This window comes from Terriglobus sp. RCC_193, assembly GCF_041355105.1.
Classification (GTDB): Bacteria; Acidobacteriota; Terriglobia; order Terriglobales; family Acidobacteriaceae; genus Terriglobus.
The window spans coordinates 657,885-682,150 of the sequence record NZ_JBFUPK010000001.1 but is presented as its reverse complement, the minus strand read 5'-3'; the positions used below and the strand labels follow the sequence as shown (position 1 = coordinate 682,150).

The following is a 24,266-nucleotide window of genomic DNA, read 5'->3' as shown; positions in this document are numbered from 1 at the left end:
TACAATTTCAGCCATGGCGATTACGCGGCGACAAAAAGAGGTTCTGGACTTCCTCTCAGGCTTTACCCAGCGCAAGGGATACTCCCCTTCCTATGAAGAAATTGCGGCTGGACTCGGTCTGAATTCGCTGGCCACGGTCCACAAACACATCACAAATCTGCACAACAAAGGCCTGCTGCAGCGCGCCCATAACCGCAGCCGCTCCATCGACGTCCTCTCACCAAGAAATTCTCGCAAGGGTGGCGAACGCCTACCTCTCCTGGGACGCATCGCGGCCGGTCAGCCTGTGGAAGCCATTGAAACCGCGGAATCTATCTCGCTTTCCGAGATCATCGGCAACCGCGAGGTCTTCGCCCTGGAGGTCCGCGGCGACAGTATGCGCGACGAACACATCGTCAACGGCGACTATGTTCTGGTGGAACGCACCAGCACTGCCCGCGAAGGTGAAATCATCGTTGCCCTGGTCGACGGTTCCGATGCCACGCTGAAGCGCTATTACAAGGAAGGCAATCTGATCCGCCTGCAGCCTTCCAATAATGAGATGGCTCCCATCTTTGCCCCTGCGGACCGCGTCGCCATTCAGGGCAAGGTCCTTGGTATGTTGCGCAAGTATGCCTGAGGAAGCCAGCAGCGTATTACGCTGCGATCTTCTCGTCTTCGATCTGGATGGCACCTTGATCGACTCGGAACAGGACCTGGCTGCATCCGTCAATGCCACACTCGCCTTCCTGGGGCGAGAAAAACTCCCACCCCATCGCATTGCGGAGTTCATTGGCGACGGTGCCGCCATGCTCGTTCGCCGTTCCCTGGAAGCCACAGGCAGCATGGACGAAGTAGCACTCGCACAGGCGATTCCCTTCTTCCTGGACTATTACCGCGCACACAATCTCGACTTCACCTACGCCTATCCCGGCGTAATCAGCGAACTCCGCAAGATCCGTCAGGCCGCACCCGCCTTGCCGATGGCAATCCTAACCAACAAACCTTATCGCCCATCACACGTCATCTGTTCCGGTCTGGGGCTGTCTGAATTCTTCTTTGCTAATTACGGCGGCGACAGCTTCCCCACCAAGAAGCCCGACCCCGAAGGTATGCAGGCACTGATGGAAGAAGCATCACGCCTGTTGGGCAGGCAGGTGTCCCCGCAGCGAACAGTTCTCGTCGGCGACTCGCACGTCGACGTAGCCACGGCACGCAGCGCCGGTGTCCTCTGCCTGGGATGCAGCTATGGATTAGCGCCGGCAAAGCTGCATGAAGCTGGCCCGGATGCCGTCGTCGACAGTCCGACGGAGTGGCTCACCGCCCTGCAAAAACTGCTGCGCTAGCCTTCTGCAGGTGTCGCTTCCCGCTCCTGCCGGATCAGGTTTCCGCTCACCGCCGCACCCGCCGCAGGATGCATTGTCCAGTACGACGGCAAACTCAGCGCAGCCAGCCCTGCCATCACACAGAACGCCACGCGAAAATCAAATGCACTCGCGCCACCCCGCATCAGTGCGCTCCCATGCAGAGCGAGCGCAGAAACAGCCACACCAAGACTCGTCGTCATCTGATTAATCGTTGTGGCCAGTGTCGTGCCGCTGTTCTTCAGCTTCTCTGGCAGGTCCGCGAATCCCATGGTCGTAAGCGCCGTCAGCTCCATGGAGCGTCCCAGCCCGCCTGCAAACAGAACCAGCAGAGTGATCACCTTCGGCGTGTTTGCGTGGAGCCATCCACACGCTACAAGCGCCATCGCGGTCAACGCCCCATTCCATAGCAGGACCGTACGAAAACCATACCGACGAAGCAACGGCCCGGTCAGCGGCTTCATCGCAAGGTTCCCCGCAAACACTGCCATCGTCAACGAACCCGATTCCAGCGGATTCAGCCCGAAAGCCTCCTGAAACAGCAGCGGCAACAGGAACGGCACGGAATACACCGCCATCCGGAACATTGCTCCGGGTCCATTCGACACGCGGAACGTCTCAATACGAAATACTTCCAGCGAAAACAGAGGTTCTTCCGCACGCCGCAGCCACCACACCATCGCGAATGACAGTGCAACAGTTGCCACCAGAAGCACCGCAGCTTTCATCCCCGGGGCGTGCTGCACTTCCAGCGATTCCAGCAGATACATCAGGCAGAACGAAGCCGATCCGGCCAGCAGAAACCCCGGAAGGTCAAAACTCTCGCGAACCGTCTCACGGTCTTTCGGTACCAGTTTCAGCGCCAGCGCAAACAACACAATACCAATCGGAACGTTCAGCAGGAACATCCACGGCCACGTTGTAAACGAGAGAATCCATCCACCCAGCGGCGGCCCTAGGATAGGCGCCACCAGCGCAGGCCAGATCGTGTAAGCAATCGCCTTCATCAACTGCGCCTTGGTCGAAGCCCGCAGCACCATCAACCGCCCCACCGGCACCATCATCGACCCGCCAATGCCCTGCAACACACGTGAAGCCGTAAACAACGGCAGCGTATGGCTAAGTCCACACAAAGCAGAGGCACAGGTAAAGATCAGAATGGCCGATGTGAAAACACGCCGCTCGCCAAACCGTGTTGCCACCCATCCGCTCACCGGAATGAAGATCGCCAGCGTCAGCAGGTAAGCCGTAATACCAACATTCACCGCAATGGCTGACGTGCCAAAATCGCGCGCCATCGTCGGCAACCCGGTCGCGATAATCGTCGCATCCAGGTTCTCCATGAACAGTGCGCCCGCCGCCAGTAAAGCGATAGCCAGCGCATGTCCGCGCAGCGTAGACGGGTCTTCGGTTTTCTTTGAGGTGTTAGCCAAGTCCCTAGTTTAACTAAGCCACCGCTGGCTCCGCTGCGGACACCCGCAGCTTCATCGGCTGGCGATGCCAATACGTAAGCGAACGCCATGCCCACTCCACCGGCCCGAACTGGAAATACCGCAGCCAGATCGCGCTGAAGATCAGGTTAAACGCCCACACTCCCGCCATCACGTAATACACCTTGTAATACGTCATGTAGCCATACCAGTGGGTTGGCCCCCACACAAACAGGAAGCGGCAGATCACACTCGTCGCCAGGTAGTTTGATAGCGCCATCTGTCCCACATTCGCCACGGCCTTCGTCGCCCAACGCAACGCACCGGCACGCACAATTAACAGGATCACCGCGGCATTCGCCAGCGCTCCACTCACGCGACAAATGTCGTAAGGCGCAAAGAGCCAGATGGTGGACTTCACAATCTCAAAGCCGCTCTTCCACGCAATGATCGCACCAGCCGCACCCAACGGCAGCGAAATCGCATAGCCAATCACAGCAGTCCACACATACACCTTTGTCGGCTGCTCGCCGGTAAGAAATCCGTTTTTGTACAGGGCCATACCCAGCAACATAAAGATCAGCACATCCGGAAACGCGAACTGAATCGCCTGCTCTGACTGCAACGCATCCTTCGCATCTGCCCCCAGCGCTTTGGCGTAATTCTTATGGTCGGCAATCTCTTTTTCGGTATCCACACGCAGGCGGCTCCACTGCTTGTCCTGGGACACCTTGTCCACGATGTCTTTGCGTTCCTTCTCCGTCAGCGTTTTGCCCGCATGCAACTTGGCAATCGCGTCATTGCCGCCCTTGTTCGTGAAGTACACGCCCACACTACGCCCAACACCGGCAGCCAACACCCATACCAGCAGCAGCCATCCCGCTGTCCTCCGCAGCATCTTCGACTTCAGATGACGCATCGGATACAGAAACAGCAATCCCGTAATGCCGTACCAGAAAAGAATGTCGCCATTCCAGATCAGGAAGGCGTGCAGCATCCCAATCACCACCAGCCACATATTGCGGCGAAGAAAGATATCCGCCACGCGATCACCGCCGCCACGCCGCTCCGCACGCTCCGTCAGCAATACCGCGCCTGCACCGAACAACATGCTGAACATGGCGCGCATCTTGCCTTCGGCCAGGACCCAGCGCAACATCCACGCAATCGTATTGGCCTTTGCATGCGGCCCATTAAATACCGGCGAAAGCATGCTCAACGGCAATGCATAGTTGGTAAAGCCAAAGGCAAAATCCGTGATGTTCATAATCAGGATGCCCATCAGCGAAAAGCCGCGCAGCACATCCAGCGATCCGATGCGCTCCTGCCGAGCCACTGGCCCAAGCGACGGCTCGGGCGGTCCCGCAAGCTCTTCCGGCGCGCCAACAGGCAAAGCCGATTCATCAAACGCAAACGACGAAGTTGCCATACTCAACTCCATTACGGAACGGCAGTGGATCGTGCAGGCAGACTAACACTGGAATTACCCTGCATAACATCAAACTTTCCCCGAACCTTCTCGATGCCTGCTGCGTATACAGCCCCGAGGAACAACGCACGGGCAAGAATCTCCTTGCCAAATCCTCGTCACAGTGTTCTATTGGATAACCATAGGAGTCCCTATGGGTTCCCTATAGGAGCTATCGTATGAGCGAACGCGCGGATGTGTGGCAGGGAACCCTGAGCCTGATGGTGCTGAAAACCCTGCAAAGCATGGGCGCACAGCACGGCTATGGCATCGCGCGTCGCATCGAGCAGACCAGCGGCGACATCCTCGCACTCAACTACGGCACGCTCTATCCCGCACTCGTGAAGCTGGAACAGGAGGGCTACGTCGCATCGGAGTGGGGAAACTCGGACAACAATCGCCGCGCCAAATTTTATTCCCTCACCCGCGCCGGTCATCGTCGTCTTGCCGCCGAAGCAAAAAGTTGGCAGCAAACCAGTGAAATCATGGCTCGCTTCCTGGCGCTGGAGGCTGCAAAATGATCGCCGCTCTACGCGCCTTCTTCATCCGGCTGCGAGGTCTCTGGATAGCTCCGTCCAGCGAACCCGGCATGCGTGAAGAACTCGCACACGATCTTGCCCTGATGACGGAAGATGGCGAACTCCGCGGTCTTTCCCATGAAGAAGCGCGCCGTCAGGCACTGCTGCAATTAGGAGGACTGGAACAAACCATGCAATCCGTTCGTGATCGTCGCACACTCCCTTCTGTGGAGGAGCTCCTTCAGGACCTCCGCTTTGCCTTCCGCCAGCTTCGCCATCGCCCCGCATTTACCCTGACCGCCATCTTCACCCTGGCACTGGGTTTCGGTGCCAGCATCGCCATCTTCGCTTTTGTCGACGCAGCCATGATCAAGCCGCTGCCCTACCGCGAACCGCAGCGTCTCGCGTGGGTTACCGAGACCGTCGAAATCATGGGCCCCGCCAACCTCTCCTGGCAGGATTATCAGGACTGGCAACGGCAGAACAGAAGCTTTGAATCGCTCGCCGTATGGCGTTACGGTGGCTTCCAGATGCGCATCGGTGAAGGCCTTGTCTTCACGCCGGCAATGCGTGTCAGTGCAAACTTCCTTTCCACGCTCGGCGTTCATCCAGTGGCGGGCCGCGATTTCGCCGCGACAGACAATCTCGTCGGAGCCGCAAAGGTTGTCATGATCAGCTACGAGCTGTGGCGAGACATTTTCCACATGGATCCCGACGTAGTGAATCGCACGCTGGATTTCAGCGGTGACAAATACACCGTCATCGGCGTCCTACCGGAAAAATTCCAGTTCGCCCCACGCGGTCGCCTTCAGGCTCTTACAGCCATCACGCCAGAGCAGGGTTACTGTGAAGGACGCAGAAGCTGCCATTCACTGAATGGAGTCGCACGTCTGAAATCTGGCGTCACCTTCCAGCAGGCAGATGCCGATGTGAAAGCAATCGCGCATAACCTGGAGTCGCAATACCCTGACTCCAACCGCGGCCAGGGCGGCATCGCCATGCCGCTCACAGAACAGATCGTTCGAAAAATCCGTCCTGTGTTCTACGTCCTGTTGTCTGCGGCTCTGTTGCTGTGCTTCATCGCCTGCATCAACGTCGCCAGCCTCTTGCTGGCACGCTCTGAAGGCCGCCGCCGAGAGTTTGCGCTGCGCACCGCACTCGGAGCAACACGCCGCAGAATGTTCCGGCAATTCGCAACAGAAAGCATCACGCTCGTACTCACCGGCACCATTACAGGCATCGCACTCGCTTTATTGAGCGTGCGTTCCATCATGCTTCTGGTACCGCAGAGTATGCGTGACCAGATGCCGTTCTTCGATTCCGTATCCATCAACCGCGACACTCTGTTCTTTGCGGCTTCCATCGCCATCGGCGCCATCATCCTGTTCACACTCATCCCCGGCCTGCGCATTTCATGGAACGCGTTACAGCGCGCCATTGCCGAAGGCAGTGCTGGTGCAGGCTCCGGCAGTCTCAGTTGGAACCGTGTGGGATCGTTGCTGGTCATCGCAGAAGTCGCGGTTGCGGTCGTGCTCCTGGCCGGGGCTGGACTTCTCTCGCGTAGCCTTGCCAATCTTCTGCGCACTGACCTCAACTTCAATCCCGATCATCTGGTTACTGTGAACGTCGTTCCGCCAGGAAAGAAGTTCCCCACAGACGCGGCGCAAATTGCGATGGAGCGTCGGGTCGTAGAACGCCTCTCCACTCTTCCAGGTGTCACCGCAGCAGGATTTGGAAGCCTGTTGCCGGTCACCTTCAACGGCAATACCGATTGGATTCGCTTCCCCGATCGCCCCTACGACGGCAAGCACATCGAGATCAATGGGCGCAGCGCTTCCTCTACCTATCTTCAGGCGCTCGGCGTGCCTCTGCTCAAAGGACGCTTCATCTCCGAGCAGGACACCGCCGACAAACCTTTGGTAGCCGTCGTGAATCGTCATTTCGCGGAGAGTTATTTCCCCGGTCAGAACCCCATCGGCAAGACCTTCGGAGATACCTCACTCACTCCCAAATCCATGAAAACCATCGTCGGTGTCATCGACGATCTGCATGAAGGTTCGCTCGACGATCCCATCTGGCCTGCAGCGTATTACTCCGCATATCAGTCGGTGGATCAGGCGGCCATCGTTCTCCGCGTAGCTTCCGGAGAAAGCTCCATCATCGCGTCTCTGCCCGGCGTGATTCGTTCTGTCGATCCCGATCTTGGTATGAGCGACGTCATGACCATGAACGACCGCATCAACAGTTCGCAAAGCGCTACGCTACATCGCGGTGCCGCATGGCTGGCGGGTGCATTCGCCATAACCGCGCTGCTGCTCTGCGCCGTCGGTCTCTATGGCGTCATCAGCTACTCCATCTCCCTGCGAACCCGCGAAATCGGCGTCCGCATGGCGCTCGGTGCGCGACGCGAATCCATTTACGGCATGGTGCTGCGCGAAGCTGGACGGCTTAGCCTGGCTGGCATCTTAAGCGGTCTGCTTCTTTCCGTACTCGCCGCTTCGCTTCTGAAGTCGGTCCTCTTCGGTGTCTCCGGATGGGATCCTCTCACACTCGGCATCTCCTGCGTCGTACTTGGAGTTTCCACATTCCTGGCAAGCGCTCTACCTGCCCGCCGCGCGGCAACCGCCAACCCCATGGAGGCGCTCCGCACGGAATAAACACCGCATGTGCCAACAGAAAGTCCATCTGTCTTGAGCCATCTCTTCACCGCAAAAAGGCGAAGAAACGGTAAACTAAATGGATGGACTTCCAGCTCGCGACGGACTACAAACCACAGGGCGATCAACCCACCGCCATCGCCGATCTGACGCAGGGATTGCGCGACGGCGAGAAGCATCAGGTGCTCCTCGGCGTCACCGGCAGCGGTAAGACCTTCACCATGGCAAAGGTCATTGAAGCCTCCAACCGGCCCGCCCTCATCCTGGCGCACAACAAGACACTCGCCGCACAGCTGTATCACGAGTTCAAACAGTTCTTCCCCAACAACGCAGTCGAATACTTCGTCAGCTATTACGACTACTACCAGCCCGAAGCCTACATCCCTTCCGGCGATCTCTACATCGAGAAAGAAGCCACCATCAACGACGAGTTGGACAAGCTGCGCCTCAGCGCAACGCGTTCTCTCTTCGAACGTCGCGACTGCATCATCGTCTCGTCCGTCTCCTGCATCTACGGCCTCGGTTCGCCGGAAGCGTATTACGGCATGTTGATGCTGCTCGAAAAAGGCCAGAAGATCCGCCGCGAAGACATCACCCGCCGTCTCGTCGAAATCCTTTACGAGCGCAACGAAGGCGACTTCCGCCGCGGCACCTTCCGCGTCCGCGGCGACATCATCGAGGTCTACCCCACCTACGACGAACTCGCTTACCGCATTGAACTCTTCGGCGACGAGATCGACTCTCTCTCGCAGATCGATCCACTCTTCGGCACCGTCAAGCAGAAGTACGCGCGCCTGCCCATCTATCCCAAATCGCACTATGTCGTACAGCCCGAACGCAAATCCGCGGCCATCGACTCCATCGTGAGCGAACTCACCGATTGGGAAGCACAGCTTGAAAAAGAGGGCCGCATGGTCGAAGCGCAGCGCATCCATCAGCGCACGCGTTTCGATCTTGAGATGATCAAGTCCGTAGGCTACTGCCACGGCATCGAAAATTACTCGCGCCACTTCAGCGGACGACTCCCCGGCGAACCGCCACCAACACTGTTCGATTACTTCCCACGCGACTTCATGATCTTCATCGACGAGTCGCACGTCACCGTCCCGCAGCTTCATGGCATGTGGCACGGCGACCGCTCACGCAAGGGCAACCTCGTCGACTACGGCTTCCGCCTGCCTTCCGCAATGGACAACCGTCCACTCAAGTTCGATGAATTTGAGACCCGCACCGGCCAGATCATCTACGTCTCTGCCACGCCCGGCCCATACGAACTCACCAAGGCCGCGGGCGTGATCACCGAACAGATCATCCGCCCCACCGGTCTTGTCGATCCGCCCGTAGAAATCCGGCCCATCAAGGGCCAGATTGATGACCTGCTCGCCGAAATCCGCGACCGCGTCAGCAAGAACGAACGTGTTTTGGTAACAACACTCACCAAACGCATGGCCGAAGACCTCAGCGGCTACTACACCGAAGTCGGTGTGAAGTGCCGTTACATGCACTCGGAGATCGAGACGCTGGAACGGGTGAAACTCCTGCGCGACCTGCGCAAAGGCGAATACGATGTCCTCGTCGGCATCAACCTTCTCCGCGAAGGCCTCGACCTGCCAGAAGTCTCGCTCGTCGCCATCCTCGACGCGGACAAGGAAGGCTTCCTTCGTTCGCAGGGATCGCTCATTCAGACCATCGGCCGCGCCGCACGCCACCTCAACGGCCGCGCCATCCTGTACGCCGACAACATGACGGACAGTATGCGTCGCGCACTCGACGAGACCAACCGCCGCCGTGAAAAGCAGCTCGCCTACAACGAAGAGCACGGCATCATTCCGCAGTCCGTCGTGCGTCCCATCGGCGAAGCGCTCGTCGGCATTGCCGAAGCCGATTACGTCGATGTCAGCATGGACAGCAGCATTCAGGACTTCGCATCGCAGCAGGAGCTGGACAAGCACATTGCCGGTCTGGAAACCGAGATGCGCGAAGCGGCAAAGAACTTTGAATTTGAGAAAGCCGCGAAGCTGCGCGACACCATTAAGGAACTGCGCACAAAGGAATTCTTCTTCGCTTAGGAGGGGCCTGCAGATCGTCTAACCGATCTGCAGCTCCGGCAACTCGAACTGAATGGCAGGAAGCGATTCAAAGGCGGGGCGGGCAAAGTAATAGCCCTGCTGGTAGACCACGCCCATATCGCGTAGGCGCATCGCCTGGTCATACCGCTCCACGCCCTCTGCAATGGTAACGATACCAAGTTCAAAACAAGCCTGCACAATCGCCTTCACAATCACCTGCGACGTGCGGTCCTCATCCATCGCATGTACCAGCGCCATATCCAGTTTGATCAGGTCAGGCTTCAGTCGCGAAAGCAGCTTCAGCCCGGAATAGCCCGCGCCAAAGTCGTCCATCGCCACCTTCACGCCATACTCGCGATACTCATCGATAATCGGCTTCAGCTTCGCCAGGTCCCAGATCTCTTCATCTTCCACCAGTTCCAGTACCAGCCGTTCCAGCGGAAATCCCATTTCAGCAGCTTCATCGCATGTCCGCCGAAGATCGCTGGCTTCATTCACGGCCGCATTCGGGTTCACATTCACGCAAAGACGCGTGGAACCCGTCGTGAGAAATCCGCAGCGGATCGCCTCAGACATTGCTTTGGAGCGGCACGCACGATCAAACGTATGAAAATGTTCGGTAGGTACACGCGAAAGAACACTGTGCGCAGAGTCGCCGCTCTCAGACCGCACGAGCGACTCGTAACCGTAAACGCTACCGCTGGCCACATTCACAATCGGCTGAAACGCCATGGAAAACTTTGGTATGCCTCCGAGTACACGACCGGAGTGGGGTGCAGACCGCAATTTGCGTTCCTGTTCACGCACCCAGCATTGGTACTCCAAATCCTGCATACTCCTGACTGGCCTCTCTCAAACTGACTCTCGGCAATCCCTTAGACCAGCTCACATCCTGAATGATTCAAACATCCATTCCCGTTCTGGGAAAATTTTGAGGTGAACTACAAAGCTGATAGTAAGGCTACCCCCAAAGGTGGGTCTTCACTATGTACCAAAGGTGTTAGTACCTCGTTCGTGACATCTGAAAAACTGCGATAATCTCCTGAATCCATGAAGCTCCGTTCCCTCGTGGCCACAGTCCGTGGTCACATCCGCAGCACAGTGTCCCGTGTCCCTCGATTTTCCCGACACGGATTGACGCCTGTCCTGCTCTTCATGGCGGCCTTCGCACCTTCTCAAACCCGCCTGATCCTGAACTCTGGCAATACCGTGGCCACGCTTGGCGGCAGCGGCAAGGATGGCGCCACCGCAACTGGAGACGCCCTTACAGCGCGATTCGGGACCCCGCGCACGGTGCAATATGATGTCGCAGGCAACCTCTTCGTCGTCGACAGCCGGAACAACCAGGTCACCCGCATTACCCCCAATGGCCAACTGACCGTCATCGCCGGAACTGGACGCGAGGGCTACGACGGCGATGGTGGCCAGGCCACAAAAGCTCTTCTCAACCGCCCCGTGGCCATTGCCCTCCGCAGCGATGGAACGCTCTTCATTGCAGATACAGGCAATCACTGCATTCGCAGCGTAATGCCCAACGGGACGATCACCACCGTAGCGGGCATCGGTAAACCCGGAGACTCTGGAGACGGAAGCTCCGCCCAAGCCGCCAAACTGCGCAATCCCGCAGGCCTGGCTATGGGTGCAGACGGCACGCTCCTCATTGCCGATACCGGCAATCACCGCATCCGCCGACTCACCACGGATGGAACCATCGTCGCGATTGCTGGCACTGGAAAAGAAGGAGACTCCGGTGACGGAGGGCCAGCCACAAATGCCACATTCCGCAGGCCGGCAGCTCTGCTCGTCTTGAACGATGGCCGCGTCCTCATCGCCGATACCGACGCCCGACGCATCCGCATCCTGTCGCCCAACGGCAACATCGCCCCTTACGGCAACACAAGCTTTCGCAGCCCCGAAGGCATGACCCTCGACGCCTCCGGCAACATCGTCGTCGCCGATGCACAACTCCAGCAAGTGGTGCAAACCGCAGCCACAGGCAACAGTGTTCTGACCGGGAGCGGCAAACAGGGTACGTTGGCCACCGGTGCACTCAACTCCCCCTCCTCTGTCGCAACCGACGCCAGCGGCGGCATCGCCATCAGCGACCGCGGCAATCATCAGGTGCAACATCTCGCATTGCCAACACTGGACTTCGGCAGCATCCCCATCGGGTTGACCTCCTCAGCACAAACTCTGCAACTGCAAAATGCCGGGAACACCCCACTCCCGATCACCTCCATCGCTTTTTCGCCCGCATTTTCCATCACTTCAAACGGCACCTGCGGCACGCTCCCCTTCACACTCGCCGCACACGCACAGTGTTCGCTCCAGTTAGCCTTTACACCACAAACCAACGGAGCCGCCCAGGCAATCGGTCTAATCCAATCAGCCGCAGCGCCGCCCTCGATGCTGCGGCTCACAGGCATCGGAATACCCGGCACCAATCTCGCCACATCACGCATCGCGCTGGTCAGCGACGGTTCCATCAGTTATTCCGGAGCGCCCATCCGGCTCACCACCACCGTAGCGGGCTCTTTGCTGACACCGCCCACCGGCAATGTCGTCTTCCAGGATGGCGCGAATAACATCGCCACAGTGCCGCTCACCTCGGGCACAGCCGTGCTCTCCACGGCAGCACTCACCGCAGGCCCACACACACTTCGAGCCATCTATAGCGGCGACAGCACATACGCCACCAGCACCTCCGCATCCATCACGCAGACGGTCGTTGCAGCACCCGATTTTTCTCTCACCACATCCGCCACCGGTTACAGCGGCAATGCCAACGGCTCAGTCACCGTTCCCATCACGCTTCTTCCGCTGAATGGCACCTTGAATCACGCGACAACGCTCACCATAAGCAACCTGCCCAGCGGAGCCACGGCCACCTTCACGCCATCCACATTCACACTTGGCGGCGATCCGGTCGCGGTATCCCTTCTGATCAAAATCCCCGCAACGCTGGCGTGGCAATCAGATCCTGGCGTTCTGTTCACGGCGTTGCTTCTCTGTGGAATCTTCCCGCTGAAACTAAAACGTCTCCCCGTCTTCCTTCTAATCTTCGGCACGCTCACCTTGCAGGGATGCGGAGGTTTTAGAACCAGCACCGGCCCCTCAGACAATACGCACCGCTACAACTGCACGATCACCGCCACCACAACAGGCGTAGTGGGCGACACGCTCACACACTCCGTCCCCGTAGAACTGGATCTCACTCAATGAAGCTCGTCGTCTCACTGCTTGCTGTCGCATGGTCATGCACGGCAGCACACACCCAGATGCAGGACAACACGCTGCAGGTAGGCCTGCGCTACTCTGCCACAGCCGCCAATGCCCCTCCGGGAAGCTGCGGCTGTTTCATCCTGCAGGGAGGCGCCATCGAAGCCTCCATCCCCGTCCTGCCGCATCTCCGCGCAGTTGTGGAGGTAGGCGGCGGCACGGTGAATCGCGTTCCCGCAAGCACCCGCGGGCTCAGCGAAATCACACTCCTCGCCGGCCCGCGCTACACCATGCCCATCCACCGCATCCGTCTCAACGCGCAGGCACTCGTCGGTGCAGTCCGTGGCTTCGATAGCGACTTCATTCTCACCACCAACACGCACACGGACACATCAACAAATCTCGCTATGGCGTTCGGCGGCAGCATCGATCTCCCCATGAGTCACGCAATCCTTTTGCGTCCGGTACAGGTCGACTATCTGCAAACCAATCTGCCCAACGGCGTCGACAATCGCCAGCGCAACATCCGCTTCGGCGCAGGCATCATCTTCCGCATCCATCTCCCCTCCAACCGCTAAAGTTACTTCCCTACCAACCTCAAAAGCAGAAAGCCCGGCGCGAGGCCGGGCTTCCAACACTGCAGGTAGTAGTACGAATCACGCACAAAGTGCGTCGAGAACGGCACGAAGTGCCTAGAACTGGCCCCAGAGAAGCTGGTTGTAGACTTCGTGGTGGAACTGCACTTCGCTGCCCTTCACAATGCTGCCCAGCAGACGCGGGCTGCGATCTGCGGCGGCCTGCTTCAGGTCTGCAAAACGATCCTTCACATCGGCGCCCAGCAGCGTTGTGGTCCAATCGGCGCCGCGGAAGTTTTCGATCGCCGTGTAGATGTTGTCCGGCAGATAACGTGAAGCCTGACGCAGGTTTTCGATGTTGCTCACCTGTCCATCAAGACCCGTCTTGAAGATGGAGTACAGCACGCCATACGGATTCGCATCCGGGCCCACCGAACGGACCTCAACGCGCGCCGACTTCTCGTTGCCGATGGGAATACGAACCATCGATCCACGATCGGTCGCCGAAGCCTTGATCTGGTTCGGAGCTTCGAAGTGCGGATCCAGGCGGCGGTACGCATTCACAGACGAGTTCAGCAGCAGGCAGAGGTCGTTGCCGTGCGTCAGAACCTTGTCGATGAAGCTCCACGCCAGTTCCGACATGTTCTCTTCGCCAGCCTTGTCGAAGAAGAGGTTCTTCTTGTCCTTGGTGATGGAAACGTTGGTGTGCATGCCGCTGCCATTCACGCCGGTCACCGGCTTGGGCAGGAACGATGCCGTCATACCCATCTGCGTGGCCACTTGGCGACAGATCAGCTTGTAGAGCTGGATCTGATCCGCAGCGGAAACCACATCACCGTAGGTGTAGTTGATCTCAAACTGCGAAGGCGCAACTTCCGGATGGTCCTTCTCGTTTTCAAAGCCCATCGCGCGCTGCACTTCTGCGGTGGTGTCAATGAACTCACGCAGAGGATCACCCGGCAGCGAGTGGTAGTAGCCACCTGCGTTCACATACTCGAACGAACCGGTCTTGTGATAGCTGCGCTCCGCATCCACGCCTTCGAAGAGGAAACCTTCCACTTCGTTCGCAGCGTTCAGCGTGTAGCCCTTCTCAGCAAACTGATGGTTGGCATACTGCTTCAGAATGCCACGCAGATCGGCTGCATAGGGCTGACCGTTCTTGTCGATCACTTCACCGAACACCAGCACCTTGCCGCTACCGAACACGTCGGAAGGTGTCCAGTAAAACGCATTCCAGTCCAGGCCCAGGCGCAGATCCGATTCCTTCTGCGCCGTAAAGCCACGGATGGACGAGCCGTCAAAGGTCAGGTTGTCATAGCTGTTGACCAGGAACTTCTTGTCATAGTCCAGCATGTGCAAACGGCCTTCCAGGTCGCTGAAGCAAACGGTCACGGCCTTGATGCCCTTCGTGTCCGTCAGGTACTTCAGCCGCTCTTCCTGAATCTTGTCGATTGCCACGCGCTGTTTGCGCTGGTCCTTAGCTGCCAGGTTAAGGTCTTCGAGCTCTGCATACGACAGTTCGAGAAAATCGCGGTAATTGCCGGACATACGACTCCTTGGTTTTCCCCCAGGCTGGCTTTGCCAGTACCCCGGTGGGTTTTCGCTACAGATGTGGTGTGAAAAGGCGGTGAATCACCGATTCTTAAGTTAGCAGAAATCCGCCGAAAACCTCTACTGAAGATTGACGTTCTGAGGTACGAAAAAAGAGCCGGGCTTTCGTGAATGTAAATATTTGCGATTCGTGCAATTCTCACGGCTCACACGCCCCGGCAAAGCCTCCAACATGTGATAATTTCATTTGGGCTTCTGCTTATAGGCAGCAGTTCTCGAATCAGTCTGGAGGCTACGACTACATTGGGCATGAACATGGTTCCGAAGCGCATCTTCTTCACGAAGGGCGTAGGAAAGCACAAGGAACGACTGACATCGTTCGAGATGGCGCTGCGCGACGCCGGTATCGCGGCTCAGAATCTGGTACGCGTGTCGTCCATCTTCCCGCCCAAGTGCAAACTGATCACCCGCAAGGAAGGTTTGAAGTACCTGAACCCCGGCGAGGTCGTCTTTGCAGTGGTCGCGGAAAACAGCACGCGTGAAGCACACCGCCTTTGCGTGTCGTCCATCGGCGTGGCTATCCCCACCGATCGCAACACCTACGGCTATCTCTCGGAGCACCACAGCTTCGGTGAGACCGAAGATCAGGCTGGTGACTACGCAGAAGAACTGGCCGCGGAGATGCTCGCCACCACGCTCGACGTGGACTTCGATCCGGACAAGAGCTGGGATGAGAAGAAGGAAATCTACCGCATCTCCAACAAGATCGTGCGCACGGCAAACGTAACGCAGTCCGCCGTGGGCGACAAAAAAGGCCTGTGGACCACCACCATCGCCGCCGCCATCCTCATCATGGATGACGAGGAGAAGTAGCGCTCCGCAGCAATTGGAATCTGCAAAGAGCGCTGGCAAATTCGCCAGCGCTCTTTGCATGTAACGCATAAATGAAGTGTCGTCATCTGAGCGGAGTAACGAATCAGCATCGCTCAAAGAAAACCAGCGAAGCTCATACGAACGTAGTTCGTCATCCTGAGCGAAACGAAGTGAAGCCGAAGGACCTGCTTTCTTCTCGCGCAACTGGAATGCTTCAGGGAAGGCCGAATCACTTCCCTGCAGAAAGAATCCAAAGAGAAGCACACATGAGCCATATCAGCACTGACAATTCGCAACAGTTCGCCAGCGACAACTACTCCGGCATCTGCCCTGAAGCATGGGCCGCCATGCAGGAAGCCAACCACGGCCACGCCACCGCCTACGGTGACGACCCATGGACGGCACGAGCCTCTGATCTCTTCCGCGATCTCTTCGAAACAGACTGCGAAGTCTTCTTCGCCTTCAACGGCACTGCGGCCAACTCCATGTCGCTGGCGTCACTCTGCCAGAGCTACCACTCCGTCATCTGCGCGCAAACAGCGCACGTGGAAACCGACGAGTGCGGCGCACCCGAATTCTTTTCCAACGGCAGCAAGCTCCTCACCGCGCAGACCATCGACGGCAAGATGACGCCGGAAGCCATCCGCACACTTGCCACCTCGCGCCAGGACATCCACTTCCCGCGCCCCAAGGCCGTCACCATCACGCAGTCCACCGAAACAGGCCGCGTCTACTCGCTCGATCAGCTCAAAGCCATCAGCGAAACCACGCGCGAGCTGAAGATGCACCTGCATATGGACGGCGCACGCTTCGCCAACGCAATAGCCCACATCGGCTGCACGCCCGCTGAGATGACCTGGAAGTCCGGCGTGGAAGTTCTCTGCTTCGGTGGCACCAAGAACGGCATGGCCGTCGGCGAAGCTATCCTCTTCTTCAATCGTGCACTCGCGGAAGACTTCGACTATCGCTGCAAACAGGCAGGCCAGCTCGCCTCCAAAATGCGTTTCCTCTCATCGCCCTGGGTCGGCATGTTGGAAAGCGGCGCATGGAAGCGCAATGGCGAACACGCCAACGCGATGGCCAGGCGTCTGAAAACCGCCATCAAAGACGTAGCCAACGCCAGCATCATGTTTGATGTGGAAGCCAACGCCGTCTTCCTGATGGGCAGTGAAGCGCATCTGCAACAGCTTCGCGAACGCGGCTGGCGCTTCTACACCTTCATCGGCGGCGGCGCACGCTTCATGTTCGCCTGGGACACTGATCCCGCCCGCGTTGACCAACTAGCAGCAGACATCCGCACCATCATGAGCTAAACCGGGTGCGACAAAAATAGTATGGGGTGCCCCACATCTCGATTTTGAGATGTGGGATTTCATCTAGCCCCCACCAAACCGGGTGCGACAAAATGGAATGGGGTGCCCCACATCTCGATTCTGAGATGTGGGATTCAACAGACCGGCACAAAACCGGGTGCCCCAGGTGCGCGAAGCTCACCTGGGCATTCGCGCAAAGCGCGAACCATTTGACCAACAGTCATTACTGCCGAGTCTTCAAACATGTAACAACAGCACCATATCGGGCAAATCTGTGTGACAGCACCAAGCCGGACATTTATGTGACAACAGCACTGAACCCGGCATTCAAAACAGCTACATGATTTACCGGCATGGTTATAAAAACAAAACAAACCGATGCAACAAGCGCCAAAGGCGCGACCAGATATTAGCCTAGGCCGAAGGCCTAGGTACACGCAGCAACGAAGATTCAAGGGCCAAAGGCCCGCCCTATACGAAGGGAGCACGACGACATGAAGAAGACCAGCGTAGCCCTCATTCAAATGAGCTGCGAGCCGGACACGCAGAAAAACCTCGACAAGGCCGCCGCGCGCATTGAAGAAGCTGCAAAGAACGGCGCCGAACTTATCTGCCTGCCCGAACTCTTCCGCGCGCAATACTTCTGCCAGCGCGAAGACCACGCACTCTTCGCCACCGCCGAATCCATTCCCGGCCCATCGACCGAACGCATCGGCCAAATCGCAAAGGACAACAAGGTCGTCGTCATCGCCTCGTTGTTTGAGCGCCGAGCGCCGGGCCTGTATCACAACACCGCCGTCACGCTCGAACGCGACGGCCACATCGCGGACGTCTACCGCAAGATGCACATCCCCGACGACCCGCTCTACTACGAGAAGTTTTACTTCACACCAGGCGACCTCGGCTTCCGCGCGCTCGAATCCACCGCGGGCAACATCGGCACACTCGTCTGCTGGGACCAGTGGTATCCCGAAGGCGCACGCATCACGGCACTGAAGGGCGCAGAGATCCTCTTCTTCCCCACCGCCATCGGCTGGCACCCCAGCGAGAAGGAAGAGTTCGGCGAAGCCCAGTACGACGCATGGCAGACCACGCAGCGCGCACACGCCATCAGCAACGGCGTATGGGTATGTGCCGTAAACCGCGTAGGCCACGAACAGGGCGACGTCATCCACAACGACGTGAACATGCCCGGCCCGGAAGGTGCAGGCCTTGAGTTCTGGGGCGGCAGCTTCATCGCCGATCCCTTCGGCCGCATCATCGCCAGGGCATCGCACGACAAGGAAGAGATCCTCTACGCCACCCTCGACCCCGCACTCGTCGAAGTCACGCGCCAACACTGGCCCTTCCTACGCGACCGTCGTATCGACGCCTACGAAGGCATCACCAAACGCTTCCTGCTGTAGGACACGAAACGCATCCTCACGGAGTTCACAGAATCCGTTGCGAACATTGCGAAAACGTTGCGAACATTGCGTTCGCTCTTAAGGATTTTGAAAATGCCCGAAACACCAAACAGCCTCGGCTATCGCATGCCCGCAGAGTGGGACGCACACACCTCCACCTGGATCGCATGGCCGCACAACGCCGAAGACTGGCCCGGCAAGTTCCAGCCCATCCCCTGGGTCTACTCAGAGATCGTCCGCAACCTCTCGCAGGTGGAAGACGTGAACATCCTCGTCAACGACGAGCGTGCGCAAAAAGTCGCCACACGCATCCTCACCCGCGCCGGTGCCAACCTCGCCCGCATCCACTTCCACCTCTGGAAGACCGACCGCATCTGGCTCCGCGACAGCGGCCCCATCTTCGTTAAGAAAGCGAACGAAGTAGCCATCACCAACTGGAAGTTCAACGCCTGGGCCAAGTATCCCAACTGGCACAACGACGACCTCATCCCCTCGCACGTAGCGAAGCTTTACAACATGCCGAGCTTCGAGCCCATGATCGGCGACCACCGCGTCGTCCTCGAAGGCGGCTCCATCGACGTCAATGGCGCAGGCGCGTTGCTGACCACGGAAGAGTGCCTGCTTAGCGAAGTCCAGCAGCGCAACCCCGGCATCAGCAAGCAGCAGCTTGAAACCTGCTTCCACAACTACCTCGGCATCGACCAGGTCCTCTGGCTCAACCGCGGCTGCGCAGGCGACGACACCCACGGCCACGTCGACGACATCGCGCGCTTCACCGCCGTCGACACCATCGTCGCCGCCACCGAGCACAACACCGCCGACGAAAACCATCTACCGCTCGCGGAGAATCTCGACCGCCTGCACAGCTTCCGTCAACCCAACGGCAAGCCCTACAACGTCATCGAACTGCCCATGCCCACACCGGTCATCTTCGACGGCGAACGTCTTCCGGCAAGCTATGCCAACTTCTACATCGCGAACGGCCTCGTACTCGTTCCAACATTCAACGACGCGAACGACCGCATCGCTCTGAACATCCTCGCGGACCAGTTCCCCACCCGCAAGATCGTCGGCATCCACTGCGGCGACTTCATCTGGGGACTCGGCGCACTGCACTGCATGACGCAGCAGGAACCCGCATAGCACTAAAAAAATGAACGCAGCGCTCGCAGAAAATCATCGCGGTCGCTGCGTTCATACTTTTCCAACACAGTGCATGTAAGCTGGAAATGTCCTCGCCATCCAGCCGTTTCGGAGATCATCATGCACAAGGCTTCTCTGGCCGCAGCATCGCTTCTCTGTATCTTCATCGTTGCAGCCCATGCCATTGACACCGCGCTGCAACCAGAAAAATCCATTTCCATCCCCGCTAACTATCGCGAATGGATTTACATGACCAGCGGCATCGACATGACGTACGCCACACCCGGCGCAGTCGGACTCACGCAGGAACACCACTCGGTCTTCGACAACGTCTTCGTCAATCCCGAAGCATGGCAGAGCTACAAGCAGACCGGCCACTGGCCCGACGGCACCACCTTCGTTCTTGAGAACCGCACCGCAGAAGAAAACGTCTCCATCAACAAGGGCGGACACACCCAGGGCGGCGAAGTAAGCGGCCTGGAAATCCATCAGAAGCGCGGCACCGAATGGGCCTTCTACGTCCGCGGCAAAGACGGCACAGAACACCTCATTCCAAAGCCCGCAAGCTGCTACACCTGCCATGAAGCGCACGGAGCAGTCGACACCACCTTCGCGCAGTTCTATCCAACCGCGCTCCCCATCGCGAAAGAAAAGAACACTCTCAGCGACGCCTACCGTACCGAATTAAACCCCGCTGCTGCAAAGTAAACTCAGGTAGATGACCGATCAGGAAGCCATGCACGAAGCCATCGCCGAAGCGCACGCCGCCGAGGCAGAAGGCGAAGTCCCCGTTGGCGCCATCGTGCTTCTTGACGGCCAGGTCATCGGCCGCGGCAACAACCGTGTCATCCGCGACAACGATCCCACAGCCCACGCCGAAATCATCGCCATGCGCAACGCGGCGAAACACCTGCACAACTACCGCCTCACCGGCTGCACACTCGTCGTCACGCTGGAGCCCTGCGCCATGTGCGCCGGAGCCATCCTCCACGCACGGATCGGCCGCCTCATCTATGCCGCGCCTGATCCCAAGGCAGGGGCATGCGGATCAGTGCTTGAAGTAATGAACCACCCGCGCCTGAACCACCGCGTGGAAGTCATCTCTGGCGTCCTCGCCGAAGAGTGCAGCACCATGCTCACCAACTTTTTTCGCGCCCGCCGATAGCCTTCCCTGCATCCAACTCCGCATGAGCGAAGGCAAACTCGCAGGTAAAGTCGCACTCGTCACCGGCTCGTCATCCGGCATTGGTCAGGGCATCGCGATCCGTCTCGCAAAAGACGGTGCCAACATCGTCGTCAACTATTCCGGCAATCCCGCAGGCGCAGACGCCACCAAACAGCAGATCGAAGCACTCGGTCGCAAAGCCATCAGCGTGAAGGCCGACCTGTCCAAAGTCGCTGACTGCCAGTCGCTCGTGCAGGCAGGCATCGATACCTTCGGCAAGCTCGACATCCTCATCAACAACGCAGGCGTTGAGAAAGGTTCCGACTTCACCGAAGTCACCGAAGCCGACTACGACTTCGTCCTCAACGTCAATCTCAAAGGCGTCTTCTTCACCACGCAGGCCTTCGTAAAACATGCACTCGCCAACAACACGCCCGGCCGCATCATCAACATCTCGTCCGTACATGAAGACATGGTCTTCCCTCACTTCGCCAGCTACTGCGCAGCCAAGGGCGGCGTGCGTATGCTCATGCGCGACCTCGCCGTGGAACTCGGCCCAAAGAACATCACGGTGAACAACATAGCGCCCGGCGCCATCATCACCCCCATCAATCAATCTCTGCTTAACGACAAGCCAAAACTCAACGCGCTGTTGCAGAACATTCCATTGGGCCGCATGGGCACAGTGGACGACGTCTCCGCTCTCGCAGCCTTTCTCGCCAGCGACGAAGCGGCATACGTCACCGGCTCCACCTACTTCGTCGACGGCGGCCTCATCCGCAATTATCACGAGCAATAGTGCCGAAGGAGTAAACTGGAAGCATGGATCTGAAGGTTTACACCGCTGACTGGTGCCGCGACTGCTTTGTCGCCAAGCGCTTCCTCGCGCAGCACAACATCCCCTACACCGAAGTCAACATTGAAACGACTCCCGGCGCTGTCGATGAACTCCTGCAGAACGTGGGCAAAAAAGCGATCCCTCAGTTCGTTCTCAACGGCAAGTGGGTGCAGCCGTATCGCCCCGGCCAGGGCTTTCTCTTCGATGAGATGTCGACCCTGCTCGGCGTGCAGCAACCGGGATAACGTCCACTTAAAAGTCATAAGAGCGCGCCCTGCATCGGCAGGGCGTTTCTCATTGCGGGCAACATCAGGCATCGCACAAAAGAATCGCGAATCCTGCGTCCATTAAACTGAATAGAGTGCACGCAGCCTGCGCTTATCCCGGCCACCACGCCAAAGAGGTACGTTCCCTTGATCGATCGCTATACACGCCCCGCCATGCGCCAGCTCTGGTCCGACGAATCGAAGTTCCGTGCATGGCTTGAAGTTGAAGCGACCGCAAGCGAAGTCCTCGCCGACGCAGGCATCGTCCCACAGGAAGCAGCCAAAGCCATCCGCTCCAAAGGCGACTTCGACATCGCCCGCATTCAGGAAATCGAACTCCAGACGCGCCACGACGTCATCGCCTTCACCACCGCGGTCGCGGAAAAGGTCGGCCCCGAATCACGCTGGCTGCACTTCGGCCTCACCTCCACCGACGTTGTCGACACGGCGCAGGCGCTTCTGCTCAAGCAGGCATCCGCAATCATCCTCGAAGGCCTGCACGCGCTGTCCGCTGTCCTCAAGCGCCGCGCCATCGAGTTTGCACTCACACCCTGCATCGGCCGCACGCACGGCGTCCACGCAGAACCCACCACCTTCGGCCTGAAGCTGCTCCTCTGGTACACCGAATCCCAGCGCAACATCGCCCGCTTCTCCGCAGCCGCCGAAGACATGCGCGTGGGCAAGCTCTCGGGCGCAGTCGGCAGCTACGGCACCGTCACGCCACAGTTGGAAGAGGAAATCTGCAAGCGCCTCGGTCTCAAAGCCGCTGAAGTCAGCACGCAGGTACTCCAGCGCGACCGCCACGCCGCCTACATCGGCGCCCTCTCCATCATCGCCTCGTCGCTCGACAAGATCGGCACCGAAATCCGCCATCTTCAGCGCACCGAAGTCCGCGAAGCCGAAGAGTTCTTCAGCGAAAAGCAGAAGGGCTCCAGCGCCATGCCGCACAAGCGCAACCCCATCACCTGCGAGAACATCTGCGGCCTTGCCCGTGTGATGCGCGCAAACTCTCAAGTAGCACTTGAAGATGTTGCCCTCTGGCACGAGCGCGACATCTCGCACTCCTCCGCCGAGCGCGTCATCCTGCCGGACACCACCACGCTCGCCGACTACATGCTCAGCAAGGCAACCAACCTCATCGACAAGCTCATGGTCTACCCCGAGCGCATGTTGAAAAACCTGAATCTCACCGGCGGACTCGTCTTCTCCGGCCAACTCCTGCTCGACCTCGCCGAAGCCGGGATGCTCCGCGAAGACGCCTACAAAACAGTCCAGACCCTCGCCATGAAGGCATGGAAAGAAGACCTCGTCTTCAAGGAACTCGTAGCAGCCGATCCGCAGATCACCAGCCTGCTCCCGCCCGAACGCATCGCCCGAGCCTTCGACGTGAACCGCCGCCTCAACAACGTCCCGGCCATCTTCGAGCGCGTCTTCGGCAAGCCACTATCGGAGCTACAGGCACAGTAGCCCGGACATCCGTAAAAATCGAGAGGCCTGTACGTTGAAAGTCGTCATCCTGAGCGAAGCGCAGTGAAGTCGAAGGATCTGCATTCTTCTCGCACTACTACACTGCATCAGGAAAATCAAATTCCGTAGACAAACCGTCATCCCGAGCGAGCTGTTTTAGAGTCGTCCTCCTGAGCGAGCTGTTTTAGAGCCGTCATCCTGAGCGAAGCGCAGCGAAGTCGAAGGACCTGCATTCTTCTCCTGCCACTACACTGCATCAGGAAAATCAAATTCCGTATACCAGCCGTCATTCTGAGTGAAGCGAAGAATCCCGACGAGTTCTATAGCTGGAATACGCTCTCCCCTTTCCTGCCATAGAAGCAGCCTGAGGACACTACGAATGCACCCACCCGACGACAGTCAACTCATCCAGCTCATGGACGCCGCACTTGCAGACGCCACGCGTCGCAGCGGCCCCTGGCTGGCCTGTCGTCCGGGCTGTAGCCAATGTTGCACAGGCGTCTTCCGCATCAGTCCTCTCGACACAGAACGCATCCGCGAAGGCTTCCGGCTGGCGACTCCCGAAACGCAGCAACACATCCGCACCCGCGTCCAGCAATCCATCGCGGACCTAAGCGCAGACTTTCCCGGCGACACCGCCACCGGCATCCTTTACGAGGACGAAGCCTCCCTCGAACAGTTCGAAGACTTCGCCAATGAAGCAGTCTGCCCCGTCCTTGATCCGGCCACCGGCACCTGCGATCTCTATGCGCACCGGCCCATGACCTGCCGTACCTTTGGGCCGCCCGTCCGCACAGAAGAAGACGGATTCGGTGTCTGCGAGTTGTGTTTTATCGACGCTCCAGCGGAAGCCATCGCCGCAGCCGAGTTGCATCTTCCCGATCCGGCACTCGAAGCCACACTCGACGAACAAACCGGCATCACCGGCACCACCATCGTCGCCTTCGCCCTGCAGGATGGTTAGG

Annotated in this window: 21 protein-coding genes; 17 read left to right on the top strand and 4 right to left on the bottom strand. The window is 58.5% G+C overall.

Annotated elements, in window-relative coordinates; translation table 11 throughout:
• The first annotated feature begins 13 nt into the window (after positions 1-13).
• Positions 14-619 carry a transcriptional repressor LexA gene (gene lexA / locus AB6729_RS02810; RefSeq protein WP_371080033.1) on the top strand — a complete coding sequence of 202 codons (606 nt, stop codon included), beginning with the start codon at positions 14-16 and terminating at the stop codon, positions 617-619.
• Entirely contained in the window at positions 612-1,325 is a 714-nt protein-coding gene (locus tag AB6729_RS02805; RefSeq protein ID WP_371080032.1) for an HAD family hydrolase, read from the top strand. The genes lexA and AB6729_RS02805 overlap by 8 nt, the downstream gene beginning before the upstream one ends.
• Here the strand turns inward: AB6729_RS02805 and AB6729_RS02800 are convergent.
• A complete protein-coding gene (locus AB6729_RS02800; RefSeq protein WP_371080031.1) occupies positions 1,322-2,776 on the bottom strand; it encodes a DHA2 family efflux MFS transporter permease subunit in 1,455 nt (484 codons plus the stop codon). The two genes, AB6729_RS02805 and AB6729_RS02800, sit on opposite strands and share 4 nt — an antisense overlap.
• A 13-nt stretch (positions 2,777-2,789) precedes the next feature.
• The gene (locus AB6729_RS02795) at positions 2,790-4,202 is read right to left on the bottom strand and encodes a DUF418 domain-containing protein (RefSeq protein WP_371080030.1); all 1,413 of its coding nucleotides are present in this window, start codon (positions 4,200-4,202) and stop codon (positions 2,790-2,792) included.
• 218 nt (positions 4,203-4,420) lie between these two features.
• Between AB6729_RS02795 and AB6729_RS02790 the strand changes: the two genes are divergently transcribed.
• The 3 genes from AB6729_RS02790 (at position 4,421) to uvrB (ending at position 9,485) form a co-directional block, all read left to right on the top strand.
• A complete protein-coding gene (locus AB6729_RS02790; RefSeq protein ID WP_371080029.1) occupies positions 4,421-4,762 on the top strand; it encodes a PadR family transcriptional regulator in 342 nt (113 codons plus the stop codon).
• Positions 4,759-7,416, top strand: coding sequence for an ADOP family duplicated permease (locus tag AB6729_RS02785; protein WP_371080028.1), 2,658 nt, complete (start codon positions 4,759-4,761; stop codon positions 7,414-7,416). Before AB6729_RS02790 ends, AB6729_RS02785 begins: the two co-directional genes overlap by 4 nt.
• An 83-nt stretch (positions 7,417-7,499) precedes the next feature.
• Entirely contained in the window at positions 7,500-9,485 is a 1,986-nt protein-coding gene (gene uvrB, locus AB6729_RS02780) for an excinuclease ABC subunit UvrB (protein WP_371080027.1), read from the top strand.
• Positions 9,486-9,503: 18 nt separating this feature from the next.
• Here the strand turns inward: uvrB and AB6729_RS02775 are convergent, their stop codons facing one another.
• The gene (locus tag AB6729_RS02775; RefSeq protein ID WP_371080026.1) at positions 9,504-10,292 is read right to left on the bottom strand and encodes an EAL domain-containing protein; all 789 of its coding nucleotides are present in this window, start codon (positions 10,290-10,292) and stop codon (positions 9,504-9,506) included.
• Between the two features lie 243 nt (positions 10,293-10,535).
• On the opposite strand from AB6729_RS02775, the gene AB6729_RS02770 reads away from it, so the two are divergent.
• Together AB6729_RS02770 and AB6729_RS02765 are read left to right on the top strand one after the other, a co-directional pair.
• Positions 10,536-12,707, top strand: a complete 2,172-nt coding sequence (locus tag AB6729_RS02770; protein WP_371080025.1) for an Ig-like domain repeat protein — start codon at positions 10,536-10,538, stop codon at positions 12,705-12,707.
• On the top strand, positions 12,704-13,282 hold the full coding sequence (locus tag AB6729_RS02765) for a hypothetical protein (RefSeq protein ID WP_371080024.1): 579 nt from the start codon (positions 12,704-12,706) through the stop codon (positions 13,280-13,282). The genes AB6729_RS02770 and AB6729_RS02765 overlap by 4 nt, the downstream gene beginning before the upstream one ends.
• A 114-nt stretch (positions 13,283-13,396) precedes the next feature.
• Here the strand turns inward: AB6729_RS02765 and AB6729_RS02760 are convergent, their stop codons facing one another.
• Entirely contained in the window at positions 13,397-14,827 is a 1,431-nt protein-coding gene (locus tag AB6729_RS02760; RefSeq protein WP_371080023.1) for a glutamine synthetase family protein, read from the bottom strand.
• A 312-nt stretch (positions 14,828-15,139) separates the two neighbouring features.
• Between AB6729_RS02760 and AB6729_RS02755 the strand changes: the two genes are divergently transcribed.
• From AB6729_RS02755 to AB6729_RS02710, 10 genes are all read left to right on the top strand, one after another.
• Entirely contained in the window at positions 15,140-15,703 is a 564-nt protein-coding gene (locus AB6729_RS02755; RefSeq protein WP_232296297.1) for a pyruvoyl-dependent arginine decarboxylase, read from the top strand.
• 266 nt (positions 15,704-15,969) lie between these two features.
• Complete coding sequence (locus AB6729_RS02750; RefSeq protein WP_371080022.1) at positions 15,970-17,016, top strand: low specificity L-threonine aldolase; 1,047 nt, start codon at positions 15,970-15,972, stop codon at positions 17,014-17,016.
• Between the two features lie 494 nt (positions 17,017-17,510).
• Positions 17,511-18,422: a carbon-nitrogen hydrolase gene (locus AB6729_RS02745; RefSeq protein ID WP_371080021.1), complete on the top strand. Its 912-nt coding sequence runs from the start codon at positions 17,511-17,513 to the stop codon at positions 18,420-18,422.
• 93 nt (positions 18,423-18,515) lie between these two features.
• Positions 18,516-19,565 (top strand): agmatine/peptidylarginine deiminase, encoded by a 1,050-nt coding sequence (locus tag AB6729_RS02740; RefSeq protein WP_371080020.1) that lies wholly within the window; start codon positions 18,516-18,518, stop codon positions 19,563-19,565.
• 120 nt (positions 19,566-19,685) lie between these two features.
• A complete protein-coding gene (locus tag AB6729_RS02735) occupies positions 19,686-20,273 on the top strand; it encodes a cytochrome P460 family protein (protein WP_371080019.1) in 588 nt (195 codons plus the stop codon).
• A gap of 10 nt (positions 20,274-20,283) precedes the next feature.
• Complete coding sequence (gene tadA, locus AB6729_RS02730) at positions 20,284-20,730, top strand: tRNA adenosine(34) deaminase TadA (protein ID WP_371080018.1); 447 nt, start codon at positions 20,284-20,286, stop codon at positions 20,728-20,730.
• Between the two features lie 22 nt (positions 20,731-20,752).
• Positions 20,753-21,529: an SDR family NAD(P)-dependent oxidoreductase gene (locus AB6729_RS02725; protein ID WP_371080017.1), complete on the top strand. Its 777-nt coding sequence runs from the start codon at positions 20,753-20,755 to the stop codon at positions 21,527-21,529.
• A gap of 23 nt (positions 21,530-21,552) precedes the next feature.
• A complete protein-coding gene (locus tag AB6729_RS02720; protein WP_371080016.1) occupies positions 21,553-21,813 on the top strand; it encodes a glutaredoxin family protein in 261 nt (86 codons plus the stop codon).
• Between the two features lie 168 nt (positions 21,814-21,981).
• Entirely contained in the window at positions 21,982-23,301 is a 1,320-nt protein-coding gene (purB, locus tag AB6729_RS02715) for an adenylosuccinate lyase (protein ID WP_371080015.1), read from the top strand.
• A 379-nt stretch (positions 23,302-23,680) separates the two neighbouring features.
• Entirely contained in the window at positions 23,681-24,265 is a 585-nt protein-coding gene (locus AB6729_RS02710; RefSeq protein WP_371080014.1) for a YkgJ family cysteine cluster protein, read from the top strand.
• Position 24,266: the final 1 nt, after the last annotated feature.